The organism is Shinella yambaruensis, from assembly GCF_050859155.1.
Classification (GTDB): domain Bacteria; phylum Pseudomonadota; class Alphaproteobacteria; order Rhizobiales; family Rhizobiaceae; genus Shinella; species Shinella yambaruensis.
In genome coordinates, this window is the sequence record NZ_CP150638.1 from 4,023,393 (window position 1) to 4,038,539 (window position 15,147).

General features: G+C 66.3%; 10 protein-coding genes. 5 read left to right on the top strand and 5 right to left on the bottom strand.

The genetic code is table 11. The features are described 5' to 3' along the window. Positions 1 to 5 precede the first annotated feature (5 nt). Positions 6 to 839: a formate dehydrogenase accessory sulfurtransferase FdhD gene (gene fdhD, locus WMC41_RS19670; RefSeq protein WP_244769228.1), complete on the top strand. Its 834-nt coding sequence runs from the start codon at positions 6 to 8 to the stop codon at positions 837 to 839. 9 nt (positions 840 to 848) lie between these two features. After that, positions 849 to 1,118 carry a formate dehydrogenase subunit delta gene (locus WMC41_RS19675; RefSeq protein ID WP_432345850.1) on the top strand — a complete coding sequence of 90 codons (270 nt, stop codon included), beginning with the start codon at positions 849 to 851 and terminating at the stop codon, positions 1,116 to 1,118. 61 nt (positions 1,119 to 1,179) lie between these two features. Here WMC41_RS19675 and WMC41_RS19680 read toward each other — a convergent pair whose 3' ends face one another. The 5 genes from WMC41_RS19680 to WMC41_RS19700 all read right to left on the bottom strand — a co-directional run bounded on the left by WMC41_RS19680 (position 1,180) and on the right by WMC41_RS19700 (position 10,743). Further along, positions 1,180 to 2,949 (bottom strand): methyl-accepting chemotaxis protein, encoded by a 1,770-nt coding sequence (locus WMC41_RS19680; RefSeq protein ID WP_432345852.1) that lies wholly within the window; start codon positions 2,947 to 2,949, stop codon positions 1,180 to 1,182. A gap of 394 nt (positions 2,950 to 3,343) precedes the next feature. Then, positions 3,344 to 3,820 (bottom strand): chemotaxis protein CheW, encoded by a 477-nt coding sequence (locus WMC41_RS19685; RefSeq protein ID WP_244769225.1) that lies wholly within the window; start codon positions 3,818 to 3,820, stop codon positions 3,344 to 3,346. Positions 3,821 to 4,008: 188 nt separating this feature from the next. Beyond that, positions 4,009 to 8,178, bottom strand: a complete 4,170-nt coding sequence (locus WMC41_RS19690; protein ID WP_432345855.1) for a translocation/assembly module TamB domain-containing protein — start codon at positions 8,176 to 8,178, stop codon at positions 4,009 to 4,011. A gap of 104 nt (positions 8,179 to 8,282) precedes the next feature. Continuing rightward, positions 8,283 to 10,211 carry an autotransporter assembly complex protein TamA gene (locus WMC41_RS19695; protein WP_244769223.1) on the bottom strand — a complete coding sequence of 643 codons (1,929 nt, stop codon included), beginning with the start codon at positions 10,209 to 10,211 and terminating at the stop codon, positions 8,283 to 8,285. A gap of 268 nt (positions 10,212 to 10,479) precedes the next feature. Then, positions 10,480 to 10,743 (bottom strand): YMGG-like glycine zipper-containing protein, encoded by a 264-nt coding sequence (locus WMC41_RS19700; protein WP_064331830.1) that lies wholly within the window; start codon positions 10,741 to 10,743, stop codon positions 10,480 to 10,482. Positions 10,744 to 11,206: 463 nt separating this feature from the next. On the opposite strand from WMC41_RS19700, the gene WMC41_RS19705 reads away from it, so the two are divergent. The 3 genes from WMC41_RS19705 to WMC41_RS19715 all read left to right on the top strand — a co-directional run bounded on the left by WMC41_RS19705 (position 11,207) and on the right by WMC41_RS19715 (position 14,974). Then, positions 11,207 to 11,698 (top strand): (2Fe-2S)-binding protein, encoded by a 492-nt coding sequence (locus WMC41_RS19705; RefSeq protein ID WP_244769222.1) that lies wholly within the window; start codon positions 11,207 to 11,209, stop codon positions 11,696 to 11,698. 115 nt (positions 11,699 to 11,813) lie between these two features. Next, positions 11,814 to 14,165 carry a xanthine dehydrogenase family protein molybdopterin-binding subunit gene (locus WMC41_RS19710; RefSeq protein WP_432345858.1) on the top strand — a complete coding sequence of 784 codons (2,352 nt, stop codon included), beginning with the start codon at positions 11,814 to 11,816 and terminating at the stop codon, positions 14,163 to 14,165. An 11-nt stretch (positions 14,166 to 14,176) separates the two neighbouring features. Further along, on the top strand, positions 14,177 to 14,974 hold the full coding sequence (locus WMC41_RS19715; RefSeq protein ID WP_432345860.1) for an FAD binding domain-containing protein: 798 nt from the start codon (positions 14,177 to 14,179) through the stop codon (positions 14,972 to 14,974). Positions 14,975 to 15,147: the final 173 nt, after the last annotated feature.

Sequence of the window (15,147 nt, forward strand, 5' to 3'; positions counted from 1 at the left end):
GCGGCGTGCCGGATTTTTCCACCACGACCAAGGTCGCCGAGATCGCCCGCCGCAACGGGCGGCTTGCGGAGGGCGAACGCTTCGTGCCGGAGGAGACCCCGGTCGCCTTCTCCTATGCCGGCTCGACCCATGCCGTGATGATGGCGACGCCCGCCGACCTCGAGGATTTCGCCGTCGGCTTCAGCCTGACGGAAGGCATCATCACCGACCCCGGCGAGATCGAGACCATCGAGGTGCTGGCCGAGGACAAGGGCATCGACGTGCAGATCCGGCTGGCGGACGCGCAGAACGACGCGCTGACCGCCCGCCGCCGCCACATGGCCGGCCCCGTCGGCTGCGGTCTGTGCGGCATCGAATCGATCGAGCAGGCGGTGCGCGTGACGCCCTCGGTGCGTGCCTCCTCCCTTACGCTCAGCGAAGATGCGGTCGTCGAGGCGGTACGCCTCCTGAACGGCCAGCAGCCGCTGCACATGGTGACGCGCGCCGTGCATGGCGCCGGGTTCTATGTCCCGGGCGACGGCCTCATCGCCGTGCGGGAGGATGTCGGCCGGCACAATGCGCTCGACAAGCTCGTCGGCGCCGCGCGGCGGGCGGGGCATGCGGGCAGCGCCGGCGCCGTCGTGGTGACGAGCCGCGTTTCCGTCGAGATGGTGCAGAAGACCGCGATCATCGGCAGCCCCTTCATCATCGCCATTTCCGCGCCGACGGCGCTTGCCATCCGCACCGCCGAAGAGGCCGGCATGACGCTGATCGCGCTGGTGCGCGGCGAGGAGTTCGAGATTTTCACCGGCGCGGAGCGCATCGTCTCCGGCACGCAACGCCGGATCGGCAACGGTTAGGAGACAGGGATGTCGGAAGGCAACAAGCTCGTCAGGATGGCAAACCAGATCGCCACCTTCTTCCATTCGCAGCCGGCGAGCGAGGCGGCGAGCGGCGTGGCGACCCATATCAACAAGTTCTGGGAGCCGCGCATGCGCCGGCAGTTCTTCGACATCGTCGACAACCATGGCGGCGAAGGGCTCGACAGTCTCGTCCTTCAGGCCGCGCCGCTAATCCACCGCCCGCCGCCGGCCGAAGTGCCGCCGGCAGCACGCGCCGGCAACGCCGCCGCCCCCTGATCCCATCCCGAGAACGCGAACGGCCGGCATTGCTGCCGGCCGTTTTCATGCCGCGGCGCGCTCAGAACTCTTCCCAGTTCTCCGCTGCCGGCGCCGTGGAGCCGCGCGGCGCACGCAGGGCGCGCGCCATGGCATGAAGCTGCGATACGGGGGTGGGTGACGGCGTGCGCTGCACCGGCTGGGCGGGGGTGCCCGCAAGCCGGAACCGGCGGATGAGCGCGTGCAGCGCCTCCGCCTCGCGCGCCATGGCGTGGCTCGCCGCGGTGCTCTCCTCGACCATCGCCGCGTTCTGCTGCGTCGCCTGGTCCATCGCATTGACCGACTGGTTGATCTCGCGAAGCCCGGTCGATTGCTCCCGCGAAGCCTCGACGATCGCCACCACATTGGCGTGCACGTCCTGCACCTGCACCAGGATTTCCTGAAGCGCCCGCCCCGTCTCGTCGACCAGCGCCACGCCGCTCCTGACCTGCTCGCCGGAGGTGGTGATCAGCGCCTTGATGTCCTTGGCGGCGCTGGCGGACCGCTGGGCGAGCTCGCGCACCTCCTGCGCCACGACGGCAAAACCCTTGCCCGCCTCGCCCGCCCGTGCCGCCTCGACACCGGCATTGAGCGCCAGGAGGTTGGTCTGGAAGGCGATGTCGTCGATGACGCCGATGATGTTGGAGATCTCCCGCGAGGACTGCTCGATCTGGCCCATCGCGTCGATCGCCTTCTTGACGACCGCGCCGGATTGTTCCGCGCCCGCCCGGGTCTTGCCGACCAGCATGCCGGCCTCGTCCGCCCGCCGGCTCGAATCGCCGACCGTGGTGGTGATCTCGTCGAGGGCGGCGGCGGTTTCCTCGACGGAAGCCGCCTGCTGCTCGGTGCGCCGCGCCAGGTCGTCGGCGGCCGAGCGGATCTGCTGCGCACCGGAGGCGATCGCATTGGCGTTGCTCTCGACCGTGCGCATCGCCTCGTGCAGGCCGGCCACCGCATCGTTGAAGTCGCTGCGCACCGTCTCCATCGACGGCACGAAGGCCGTGGCGAGGGTTTGCGTCAGATCCCCCTCGGCCAGCGCCTTCAGCCCGGCGCCGAGCGCATTGATCGCCGACATGCGCTCGGTCACATCCGTCGCGAACTTGACCACCTTGTAGACCCGGCCGGAAAGGTCGCGGATCGGGTTGTAGGCCGCCTGGATCCAGATCTCGCGCCCGCCCTTGCCGTAGCGCACGAATTCGTTGGAGATGAAGCGGCCCTCGGCCAAGCTTCTCCAGAAATCCGCATAGGCCGCGGTCTGCACATAGGCGGGGTCGCAGAACATGCGATGATGCTTGCCGCGGATTTCGGATAGGTCATAGCCGAGGGCCGCACAGAAATTCTCGTTGGCGGTCAGGATCTCGCCGGTCGGCGTGAACTCGATCACCGCCTGCGAACGGGTGATCGCGTCGAGCTTGCTGGCATCCTCCGCCGCCCGCTTCCTCGCCTCGGTGATGTCGGAAGCGAACTTGACGACCTTGTAGGGTTTTCCGCCGCGGAAGACCGGATTGTAGGTCGCCTGGATCCAGATCTCGCCGCCGTCCTTGCGCAGGCGCTTGTAGCTGTTCGAATCGTATTCGCCCCGCGCCAGCCGCGCCCAGAACTGGCGGTACTCGTCGCTCGCCGTATAGGCCGCCTCGCAGAACATGCGATGGTGCTTGCCGACGATCTCCTTCAGCTCGTAGCCGAGCGTCCGGCAGAAGTTCTCGTTGGCGGTCAGGATCGTACCGGTGAGATCGAACTGGATCACGGCCTGCGAGCGCGACAGCGCGTCGAAGATATGGCCCGCATCCATGGATTTTGCGAATGAAAGCATGCCCTGTCCCCCTGTGCGATGACCACGGTCGGGATTGCGCGCGTGGCGATCGTCCTGGTGTTGACTCTCAGGCACGGACGCCTCGGCGGCCGCGCACTGGCAGCGGTGAAAACAATCTTCGCGGGAGGCTTCATGCCGGAGCGATGAAATGCGCATCTACAATCAAAGATGGCATTGCAGGCTTAAGAATCCATGAAAATCGAGTGACAGGATTCGGGAAATCCTATATAACAATGCCTTACGCCTGATCCTGGAGCGAAGGACTCAGGTTACGCTAGGTGAGCGTCATCCTGAGCGCAGGCAAACTATCGGTAAAGTTGCATAAACAGGCCGGCAACAAAAAACCGCCGTACAATCGTACGACGGTCCGGATAGCGGTGATATGTCGGAAAGGTCAGGCTGCCATTTCTTCCACGTCGCGCTCCTTGAACATGCGCGCCAGGTTGAGGAAGCAGATCATGCCGTTCTCATGGGCGATGATGCCTTCCGCATAGACCTTGTCGAACGAGGTCGTCACTTCCGGCACCGGCTGGATCTGCTCGCTGCGGATGGTGAGGATGTCGGAGACGCGATCGACGACGAGGCCGACGACCATGCTGTGCACTTCGGCAACCACGATGGCGCTGCGCTCGTTCGCTTCGGTGCTCTTCATGCCGAGCTTGTGGGCAAGGTCGATGATCGGGATCACCGTGCCGCGCAGGTTCATCACGCCGATGACGTCCGGCGGGGAATGCGGGATCGGCGTGGACGGTGCCCAGCCGCGGATTTCGCGGATCGTCGTCGTCTTCACGCAGAATTCCTGATCGTGCAGGCGGAATGCGATGATTTCGAGCGTGTCGCCGGCAAAGCCGGCCGTCTTGATGGAGGTCATCGGGGTCTTTCCAGTTTCATCTGCTTCGTGATCCGATCCTATGCACGCCCTGGTTAAAATCTTTCAAACGCACCGCGGTTTGTCGTGCCGGAAATGCAAAAGGCCCCGCACCATAGCGGGGCCGCGTATTTTCAGCCTTACCGGCAGAATATTCACAGCGGAACAACCGGCCGCATCGCCGGCACCCGTCAATATTCCTTCTCGTAAAAGATGCCCGCGCCGGCGCTGCCGGCGCTGCCGGCCTCGCCGCGCAGCTTCAGGCCGCGGCCGACATCGAGGTTGATGACCGCCTTGGCGCCGTTCGTCTCCGGGTCCTGCTTCAGTTCGATATAGGTCCGCTCGTTGAGATATTTGCCGGCGGAGACCGCCGCCCGGCCTTCCGCATCCGTCGTGATGTCGAGATCGTCGACGCCGAGCTTGCTGCGCAGGCTGTCGAGCAGGCCGGTCGAGCTGCCGCCGGCAAGCTGGCTGGCAGCGGAGGCGAGCTGGGCGATCTGCACCGCGGAAAGGTTCGACATCGAGCGGTTGAAGATCAGCTGCGCCAGGATCTCATCCTGCGGCAGCGAGGGCGAGGAGGCGAAGGTGACCGTCGGGTTGTTGGCAAGGCCGGCCACCGTCACCGTGATTTCCGTCGAGCCGGCCGTGCTGGCGGCCACCAGATTGACCGTCGGCACGAGGCCGCCGGCAAAGCCGATATGGGCGCTGGTGAAGTCGAGACGACGCGTCAGGATCTCCATGCGCCCGCGCTCCAGCTCGAAGCCGCCGGACACGACCGGCGAGGCGGACGTGCCGGTGATCTTCAGGCTGCCGCCGAGTTCCGCATTGATGCCGCGGCCGCGCACGAAGAGCTGGCCCGGCGCCTCGATGGTGAGGTCGAGGGCTATGCCGCGCGAGGCGCCGCTACTGCCCTGGTCACGCTGCACGTCCGCCGTCATGCGCTTGACGTCGGCCGGCGCGTTGCGGTGCTTGATGTCGATCTCGGAGAGCGAGGCCGGCAGTTTCTGCGGAATGGTGATGTTCGCCTTGTTGATGCGCAGCTTGCCGCCGAGAGAAAGCCCTGCCACCGGCCCCTTCAGCGTCAGGTCGCCCGCGACATTCGCCGTCACCAGCGTGCCGTCGACATAGGTGATGTCGCCGAGCTTGATGGCGACGTCCACCGGAAAACCGCTGGCCGGATCGATGCCGACGCGCCCGCTGGCCGAAAGCTGGCCGCCGCTGGCGAGCCTGCCGGAGACCGTCTCGATCACCGCCTGCCGCCCGTCCATGGTGACGCGGATCGTCAGGTTCTCCACCGCGAGGTTGCGGCGCACATCGACGAGCCGCGCGCCACCGGCGGTGATGCTGCCGGTGATCGAGGGTGCGGCCGCCGTGCCGCCGATGGAGACATCGACATCGGCATTGCCGGTCAGGACGAAGCCCTGGGCGGAAAGCTGGCCCTGCAAGAGGCCGAACGGCACCGTGCCGTTGAACTTGAGCCCGAGCGGCGTCGCCCCGCCGATGCCGACCGTGCCGCCGCCGCGGAAGGAGAGGCCGCCACCGCCCGAAAGCACCGTATCGAGCCGCACCTGGTTGTTGGCGAATTCCCCCTTGGCATTGATGGTGAGCGCGCCGATGCCCGCGCCGCGGGTCTGGCTCGTCACGGCCCCGTCCCAATCCAGCGCATAAGTGACGACCGGCGCCGCCGCGCGGCCCTTCACGGTGACCGTGCCGCCGATCGTGCCCTCCGCACCGAGGCCGGCGGCGAAATTGTTGACGAGCGCCGCCGGCAGCGCCGTAAGGCGGACGGACAGATCCAGCGTCTCGCCCGCCCGGCCGGAGACCGTGGCGGAGCCGCGGCCGGCCTGGATCGTCAGCCCGTCGAGCGCGGCGACGCCATTGGTGACGCCGATCGTCGTCGGCTTGGCCAGTTTCAAGGCAATGCGCCGCGGAGCGGCCTCGAAGGCCTCGAGGGCGACGTCCAGCCCGCCGTCACGCTGGATGACCTTGCCCTTTGTCAGAAGCGGCGCGTCGTCGAGGCGGCCGGTCAGGTCGAAATTGGTCGCCTGCCCTTCGCGCGAAAAGTCGAGCTTGAGCGCTTCGAGCCGGTTCTCGCCCGAGGCGACCCGCTCGGCGCGCACCGTGCCGGTGATCGCCGCGGTGGAAAGATCGGCAATGGTGAGGTCGACCGCCGGCCTGGTGATGCTGAGCGTATCACGCCGGATGGCGGAACCCGACGCCTGGACGGTCGCGGACGTCCTGCCATTGCCGGTTGCGATTTCCACCTGGCCGGAGAGATCGCCGGCCGCCTGCTGGCCCGCCATTGCGGCGAGCAGGCCGAGATCGGGGAAATCAAAGCGGATCGTGCCGTCCGGCATGAAGTTCTGCGCCAGCGCGAGCGAGCCCTTCAGCGTGTTCGGACCGATTTCCGCCTCCAGCACCGGCACGGAGATGCGCCCGCCCTGAGAGGTGATGCTGGAGCGCACATTGATCGGCTGGCCGTCGAGCGCACCGGTCACCGTCAGCTCGCCGGACGGGCTGTCGGCGACGGCCTTGCCGGTCAGCGTCACCACGAGATCGCTGAGCGTGCGGCCGGAGAGGGTCGCCCCGCTCGACGTGACCTTGGCGGACACGTCGAGCCCCGCGACAGGGCCGGTGGCGGAAAGTTCGAAGGCCGCCTCGCCCGCCGCATCGGCGAGCAGCTTGCCGAGGTCCAGCACCTTGCCGGTCAGCGCGGCGTCGAGCGTGCCGTTGCCGAGCGACACCGTGCCCGCCGTCTCCAGCGTGCCGGACTTGACCTGGAGCCCGGAGACCTGAACGGCGCCGTCACCCGCCAGCTGGACCCGCCCCTCCATCGCGATCGTCGTGTCGAACTTGCCGGCCAGCGCCGGCGGCAGCACGGCCGGCAGCGCGAAGAGGCGGAAATTGACGTCGGCCTCGCGGCTCGTGAGCCCGTAACGGCCCGACAGCGTACCGCCGATGCTGGCGCTTTCGAGCGTCGCGGGATCGAAGACGATCTCGTCGGGCGAGACGGCAAGTGTCGCCACCAGCTTTGCCGGTCCCTTCACCATGCGGTCGACATCGGCGCTGGCAAAGGCCGTCACGCCGGTTTCGAGCACCGCGTCGATGCGGCCGGACTGACTGGCGACGTTGAAGGCGTCACTTTTTGCCGTGAGGCGGATATTTTCCACCCGGCCGGCCGGCAGCGCGGCCGAAACGACGGTGGCATTGGCCTCAAGCGCCGCCGCGGTCGCCTCGCCGGTGAGCGACAGGTCGGCGCCCTCGATGAGCACGCGCGCATCGCCCTCGGCGAGCGGCCAGCGGAAATCGATCGGTCCATCCTTGCCGGAAAGCTTGACGTCGAGGTCGTTGACGCCCTTGGCGCTGACGGTGCCCGAGGCGGCCAGCGTCATGGCGCCCGTCGAGATCGAGCCCTTCTCGATGCGCAGCATGTCCGAGCCGTCGAAGGCAGCGACGACATCGATGCCCGTCTCGCCGGCAAAGAGCGGGCGAAGCTGCGGCGGCATCAGCGCATCGAACGTGCCGCCGCCATTGAGGGCGATCGTGTGCAGGCCGTTCGCCGAAAGGTCGTGGCGCCCGTCGACCCGCAGCATTTCCGTGCCGTCCAGCGCGGCGGAAAGCCGACCCGTCCATTCGGAGAGCGGACCGTCGCCCGTCAGGCGGATCGCGACGGCAGGGTCGTTCGGCAGCTTGAGCAGCGCCGCGAGCAGCCCGCCCTTCGGCTCGGCGACGTCGGCCTCGAGGCGAAGCTCGTTGTCGGCGGGATTGAAGACGATATCGGCGGCGACGCGCGCATCCGGCCGCGCCTTTTCCGAGGCGGAGAGCTTGATCGCGACGCTCTCTGCGGTCGCATCGCCGCTGCCGGAGACGACGATGCGCTGGTCGCGGCCGGCGACCGTGCCGGAGACGAAAAGCTCCGGGATCGCCAGCGCGCCGACATGCACCTCCACCGGCAGGGTGAACGGTTCGTCCGATGGTTCCGACTCGGCCTTCGGCTCCGGCAGGCGCAGCAGGGAAACGGAAGAGGCGGAGACGCGCTCGGCCTCGAAGCTGAAGAACAGAAGCTCCCAGGGCGACCAGTCGACGGCAAGGTCGCGGATTTCTGCATAGGTGCCCTTCGCATCCCCGACCGTGATCGTGCCGGCCCGGAGCTTGCCCGTGAGCAGGCCCGAGGGCTCGCTGATCGAGATCACCTGCCCGCTCGCCGCGGCGATCTTTTCCACCTGCGAAACGGCAAAACGCGCGCCCGCATCCGTAAAGCCGACAAAACCGATCAGCCCGGCAAGAAGGACCACGAGAACGGCAAGGCCATAGCCGATAAAACGGAGCGTGGCGCGGAGAATTCGGGACAGCCTGTTCATGCCTTATCCATTTCGCGTGCGAAGAGCGCAAGGAATCGCTCCGGTCCGTCTTGAATCTGAATCGCGCGGCCGATCAAGAGCCTAGACGAAAATTGAGGCGACAGTCAGAAGGATTGGCCGATGCCGGCATAGACGCCGAAGGAGGTGCCGCCGGGATATTTCTTCAGCGGCACCGCGACATCGAGGCGCAGCGGCCCGAACGGCGTTGCATAGCGCAGGCCGATGCCCGCGCCGGCCCGGATATCCTTGAAATCGGGCACTTCGTCGGTCGAGACCGTGCCGACGTCGATGAAAGGCACGACGCCGATCGTCTCGGTGACGCCGATGCGCGCCTCGGCCGTGGCCGCGACATAGGAACGGCCGCCGAGCAGCTTGTTGCGGCCGTCGCGCGGCGAGATCTCCTGGTAACCGTAGCCGCGCACCGTGCCGCCGCCGCCGAGGAAGAAGCGCCGCGTCGCCGGAATGTCCGAGAGGTCGTCGCCGCCGATGATTGTGCCGGCGGCAAGCTTTCCGGCCAGCACGAAACGTTTCTCCTCGCCGAACGCCTGGTAGCCCGTGATCGCGCCTTCGAAGCTGGAGAAGAAGGTGCCGCGCTCGATCTCGTAGCTCGGCTTCGCATTGATCATCGCGCGATAGCCCTCGGTCGGGTTCAGCTTGTCATCGCGGGTGTCGCGCACATATTCGATCGGGATGGCGAGCGTGAGGTACTTGTTCTTGCCGAACGCGTCCTCGACATCGCTCCACATGACCTCGCCGCCCGCGCTGACCGTGTCCGTGTCGGAAAGCTCGATGCTGACGCCGGCGGCAGCCGTGGTGGTGAAGGCCTTGTAGGCATCGGGATCGACGATCGAGGCCTTGAGGCTGGCATTGAAGGTCGAGGCCGGCCCGAACGCGCCGGGCTTGGAGAAGAGGATGCCCGCCGAATAGTCGAGATTGCCGATATCCGACTCGCCGATCCGGCTGACCGAGCCTTCCAGGCGCAGGGACTCCGCCTGGCCGAAAAGGTTGCGATGCCCCCAGTAGCCCTGCAGGCCCAGGCCATCCGTGTTCGAATATTGCGCGCCGACGCCGAAATAGCGGTGCTTGCCTTCGGAGACCTCGATGGTCATCGGCAGCGAGCCGTCCGGCGCCAGCTTGTCGGCCTCACGGATCGTCACGCTGGAGAAGACGCCGAGCGTGCGCAGCCGCTCGGCCGCCTTGGTGAGCGCTTCCGGCGAATAGGGTTGGCCGGCATTGATGCGCGAATAGCGCTGCACGAAGGCCGGATCGACCGTCTTGGTGCCGGAAACGCCGACCTCGCCGACGGGCGCGACCGGCCCGCCCTCGGCCGCGATCACCACGTCGACGGTCTGCGTCTTGTGGTCGGCCGTCGCATTGCGCTCGGTGAGCCTCGCCAGCGGCCGGCCCTCGGCCTTCAGGTCGACGACGACCTTTTCGCCGGCTTTCAGGATGAGGGTGGAATCGGCCCGGGCGCCGGGCACCAGCCCGTAATCGGCGGGATTGCGCCCCTCCGCATCGCCGGAAAAGGCGATCTCGCCGAAGGTGAAGGCCGGGCCGGGCTCGACGCTGATCGTCACCGGAACGGCGCCACGCTGGTTGAATTCGGGGTTGGGCGGCAGCGAATCGAGGTCCTGCCCGCCGACCGTCACGGTCACCACGCCGCCGTAGCGGGCCTTTTCATAAAGCGCCGCCAGAATGCGGTCCCGGTCGTCGCGCGCCTTGATGACGAGGCCGAGATCGCCGGACACCGGCTTGCCCTCGTCCTGCTTGAGACGGGCGGTGTTCTCGATCGCTTCCTTGAGATCGGCGTCGTCCGTGCCGGGATCGAGCGTCAGCGTGTAGTTGACGGGATCGATGACGGCGGCGGCCGCTTCCTCGTCGTCGTTCTCGAAGAACTTCATGCCGAAGATCTCGAAGGCCGACGCGGGCGCGGCGGACAAGGGGCCGCATACGAGGGCGGCCGCGACCGCGAGCGCGGTTCCAGCTCTCAAAAACGCAAAACTCTTTTCCGGCCGGTTCACTTTATCCCGCATCCGCAGCTATCCGTCGCCTTTCTCCTTCAGGTGCGGTGCACGCGGCAAACCGACAGCTTCCGTCACGAACTTCAGGCGCCCCCGCCTCATACGGGGCTTTCAGGCAGGAAAAGACCCTAACGCGTTAGGTTTTCCGTAATGTTAACGGCGGTTTTACACGGATGGAGACAAGATTTGAAGCACCGGAGCGGTGATTTTCCGTCACCCGCGGAAAAGCAAAAGCCCCGGAGACACTCCGGGGCTTCGCATAGGTTGCATGAACCGACGGTCAGTAACCTGACGGGCACCGGTCGATGTAACGGCGGCCGTAGCGGTCACGGTAGTAGCACTGGCCCGGCTGTTCGGAGACGCTGCCGATGACAGCACCCGAGACGCCGCCGATGGCCGCGCCGACGGCGGCACCGCGCACGTTACCCGTGACAGCGCCACCGATGATCGCGCCGGAGACGGCGCCGATACCCGCACCCTTTTCCGTCTGCGTGCAGCTGGCCACGGCCAGGCCGACCAGAACGAGCGCAATGACTTTCTTCATGAAGATATTCTCCAAAGTTGAGCGGCGGCCGCGTTTGCCGGGTCCGCCCTATCCCCTTCTACTCAGGAAACATACCGCGGCCGTCTTCAACGGTGAGGTTTGTCCAAGACCGAAAATATACCCGGAAATCGGGAAGTCCATGGCATTCAACTATTTTTTTGACATGCGAATAAATATCGTTTCCATTTCGTTTGATTGCTCCCGGCCTGTCGACCGGTCACGAGAAATTTCGCGATTGCCTGAAAGTACCGGTTGATCGCCGCCGCAAAAAGTCAAATGATATGACTGTTGATGCCGCGCCGGCGGTCGGAGGAACGGCCGGCGGCATCCCGCTACGAATGCAATGCACGCGAACAGACAATGCTGGTGTCGTTTGATCCCAGGCCCGCGTCGTGAGGACGCCCGCTGCATGTGACGTCGGATCGATCGCCCCAGCGGACAGTGAACCGCCAGGGAGGAACGCATGGCGAAAGTGGCAATGACCGTCAATGGCCGGAAGGTAAGCCGCGAGTGCGAGGACCGCACGCTGCTTGTCCATTTCATCCGCGACCAGCTCAGTCTCACCGGAACCCATGTCGGCTGCGATACGTCCCAGTGCGGGGCCTGCGTCGTGCATATGGACGGCAAGGCGGTGAAGAGCTGTTCGATCCTGGCGGCCCAGGCCGCCGGCGCCGAGATCCTCACCATCGAAGGCCTTGCGGCCAATGGCGAGCTGCATCCCGTCCAGGCCGCCTTCAAGGCCAATCACGGCCTGCAATGCGGCTTCTGCACGCCCGGCATGGTGATGAGCGCGGTCGACATGATCAACCGCTACGGCGCAAGGCTCGACGAGAAGACGGTGCGGGAAAACCTCGAAGGCAACATCTGTCGATGCACCGGCTACCACAACATCGTGAAAGCCATCCTGGCCGCCGCCGAGGAAATGGGCGCGGCAGGCCGGCAGGCAGCGGAATAACGGGGAGGCGAATAGGGAATAGCGAGTAGCGAATAGGGCGAAAGACGCCCCCGCACCCGCCCCCCTATTCGCTACTCCCTACTCGCTATTCGCTCATTCTCTGGAGGAGATGAAGATGGGTGTCGAAGGCATCGGCGCGCGCGTCGCGCGAAAGGAAGACAAGCGGTTTCTCATGGGCCAGGGCCGCTACACGGACGACATGTCCGTGCCGGGCATGCGCTATGCGGCCTTCGTGCGCTCGCCGCATGCGCATGCGAGGATCAGGAGCATCGATACGTCGGCGGCAGAGGACATGCCCGGCGTCATCGCCGTGCTCACCGGCAAAGAGATGCTCGACGACGGCATCGGCAACCTGATCTGCGGCTGGATGATCCATTCCAAGGACGGTTCGCCGATGAAAATGGGCGCCTGGCGGCCGATCGCGCACGAGACGGTGCGCTATGTCGGCGACGCCGTCGCCGTGGTTGTCGCCGACAGCATGGGCGAGGCGCGCGATGCGGCCGAGGCTGTCCTCGTCGACTACGAGGTGCTGCCGGCCGTCACCGACGCCGTCAGGGCACTCGAAGCCGGCCAGCCGCAGCTCCACCCCGAGGCGCCCGGCAACCTCATCTTCGACTGGCAGCTCGGCGATTCCGACGCCACCGATGCGGCCATCGCCGCGGCCGCCCATGTCACGGAGATGCGGATCGTCAACAATCGGCTCGCGCCGAACCCGATGGAACCGCGCGCCGCGCTCGGCATCTATGATTCCGCCGAGGACCACTACACCTGCTACACGACCAGCCAGAACCCGCATGTCGCCCGCCTCGTCATGAGCGCCTTCTACAATGTCGCGCCGGAAAACAAGCTGCGGGTCATCGCTCCGGATGTCGGCGGCGGCTTCGGCTCGAAGATCTTCATCTATCCGGAGGAGATCGTCTGTCTGTGGGCCTCCAAGCGCGCGGGCGTGCCGGTGAAATGGACGAGCGACCGCACCGAGGCCTTCCTCACCGATGCGCACGGCCGCGACCATGTCTCGACCGTCAAGATGGCCTTTGATGCCGACAACCGCATCACGGCCCTGAAGGTCGACACGATCGCCAATTTCGGCGCCTACATGTCGCTCTTCTCCTCCTCGGTGCCGACTTACCTCTATGCCACCCTGCTCTCCGGCCAGTACGCCATCCCGGCCATCCATGCCAATGTGCGCGCGGTCTACACCAACACCGCCGCCGTCGATGCCTATCGCGGCGCCGGCCGGCCTGAGGCAACCTACCTGCTCGAACGCACCATGGAGACGGCAGCGCGCGAACTCGGCGTTTCGCCGGCAGAGCTTCGCCGCATCAACTTCATCCGCACCTTCCCCCACCAGACGCCCGTCATCATGAACTATGACGCCGGCGACTACGAGGCCTCGCTGGAAGCCGCCATGGCGGCCGCCGACTGGAACGGCTTTCCCGCCCGCAAGGCGGAAGCCGCAAGCCGCGGCATGAAGCGGGGCATCGGCATGAGCTGCTATATCGAGGCCTGCGGCATCGCGCCGTCGGCGGCGGTCGGCTCGCTCGGTGCCGGCGTCGGCCTCTGGGAATCGGCCGAGGTGCGCGTCAACGCCGTCGGCACGATCGAGGTTCTGACCGGCTCGCACAGCCACGGCCAGGGCCATGAGACGACCTTCGCCCAGCTCGTCGCCGAACGCTTCGGCGTGCCGATCGACAGTGTCTCCATCGTGCACGGCGACACCGACAAGGTGCAGATGGGCATGGGCACCTACGGCTCGCGCTCCGGCGCCGTCGGCATGTCTGCCATCGTCAAGGCGCTCGACAAGGTGGAGGCCAAGGCCAAGAAGATCGCCGCCCACCTGATGGAGGCCGACGAGAGCGACATCGTCATCGAGAACGGCGCGCTGAAAGTCGCCGGCACGGACAAGTCGGTGCCATGGTTCCAGATGGCGCTGGCCGCCTATACCGCGCACAACCTGCCCTCCGGCATGGAGCCGGGCCTGAAGGAAGGCGCCTTCTACGACCCGTCCAACTTCACCTTCCCGGCCGGCTGCTACATCGCGGAAGTCGAGGTCGATCCGGAAACCGGCAAGACGGCGATCGTCCAGTTCGTCGCCGCCGACGATTTCGGCAACATCATCAACCCGATGATCGTCGAGGGCCAGGTGCATGGCGGCATCGCCCAGGGCATCGGCCAGGCGCTGCTCGAAGGCGTGCACTACGATCCGGAAACGGGCCAGCTTCTGACGGCGAGCTACATGGACTACACCATGCCGCGTGCCGACGACCTGCCCTCCTTCAAGGTCTCGCACCAGGTGACGCCCTGCCCGGGCAATCCGCTCGGCATCAAGGGCTGCGGCGAGGCGGGCGCCATCGGCTCGCCGCCGGCGCTGATCAACGCCATCACCGACGCCATCGGCAACAATGACCTCACCATGCCGGCAACGCCCCAGAAGGTCTGGGCGGCGGCGCTGGCCGCCGGCAACTGACGGAGGACGCCATGTACGCCACGAATTACCATCGGCCCTCCTCGATCGCCGAGGCCGTCGCCCTGCAGTCCTCTTCCGATGAGGCGAAATACGTCTCCGGCGGCATGACGCTGATTCCCACCATGAAACAGCGCCTCGCCGCCCCGTCCGATCTCGTCGACCTCCGCCACATCGCGGAGTTGAAGGGCATCTCCGTCAACGGCAGCCGGGTGCGCATCGGGGCCGGCACGACGCATGCCGAGGTCTCGGCCTCGCCCGAGCTCGCGGCCGCCTGCCCCGCGATCTGCCACCTCGCCACCCATATCGGCGACCCGCATGTGCGGCATATGGGCACGATAGGCGGCTCCGTCGCCAACAACGACCCGGCCGCCGACTACCCTTCCGCCATGCTGGCGCTGGGTGCGACGATCGTCACCAATGCCAGGGAGATCCCCGCCGACGACTTCTTCACCGGCCTCTTCGAGACGGCGCTGGAAGACGGCGAGATCGTCGTCGCGGTGACCTTCGACACGCCGGTGAAAGCCGGCTATTCCAAGTTCCCGAACCCGGCCTCGCGTTATGCCATGACCGGCGTCTTCGTGGCGAAGGCGGAGGGCGGCGGCGTGCGGGTGGCGGTGACGGGCGCCGGCGCGAACGGCGTCTTCCGCCATGCCGGGCTGGAAGCCGCGCTTTCCGCCGACTGGTCGGCCGATGCCGCGGCAAGCGTGACCGTCGATGCCGGCGACCTGCTCTCGGACATCCACGGCAGCGCGGAATATCGCGCCAATCTCGTGAAGGTCATGGCCAAGCGCGCCGTCGCCGCCGCCTGACCCTTCGAAAAACTTGAAACTGTTCGATTAAAAGGACGGTTGAGGCCGTCCTTTTTTCATGCAGACTTGACATGCATCAACAGGAAATGGCCTTTGGGGGCTTAGGATACATTGGAATGGTTCAAAGGTGGCGCCGATTTGCCGCAGCGGATACCGTTGCGGGAAAAGGGCGA

What these genes read in the sequence shown, in the direction of transcription:
- WMC41_RS19675 (WP_432345850.1), top strand. Translation starts at nt 849, where the DNA reads ATGTCGGAAGGCAACAAGCTCGTCAGGATGGCAAACCAGATCGCCACC.
- WMC41_RS19680 (WP_432345852.1), bottom strand. Translation starts at nt 2,949, where the DNA reads ATGCTTTCATTCGCAAAATCCATGGATGCGGGCCATATCTTCGACGCG.
- WMC41_RS19685 (WP_244769225.1), bottom strand. Translation starts at nt 3,820, where the DNA reads ATGACCTCCATCAAGACGGCCGGCTTTGCCGGCGACACGCTCGAAATC.
- WMC41_RS19690 (WP_432345855.1), bottom strand. Translation starts at nt 8,178, where the DNA reads ATGAACAGGCTGTCCCGAATTCTCCGCGCCACGCTCCGTTTTATCGGC.
- WMC41_RS19695 (WP_244769223.1), bottom strand. Translation starts at nt 10,211, where the DNA reads ATGCGGGATAAAGTGAACCGGCCGGAAAAGAGTTTTGCGTTTTTGAGA.
- WMC41_RS19700 (WP_064331830.1), bottom strand. Translation starts at nt 10,743, where the DNA reads ATGAAGAAAGTCATTGCGCTCGTTCTGGTCGGCCTGGCCGTGGCCAGC.
- WMC41_RS19705 (WP_244769222.1), top strand. Translation starts at nt 11,207, where the DNA reads ATGGCGAAAGTGGCAATGACCGTCAATGGCCGGAAGGTAAGCCGCGAG.
- WMC41_RS19710 (WP_432345858.1), top strand. Translation starts at nt 11,814, where the DNA reads ATGGGTGTCGAAGGCATCGGCGCGCGCGTCGCGCGAAAGGAAGACAAG.
- WMC41_RS19715 (WP_432345860.1), top strand. Translation starts at nt 14,177, where the DNA reads ATGTACGCCACGAATTACCATCGGCCCTCCTCGATCGCCGAGGCCGTC.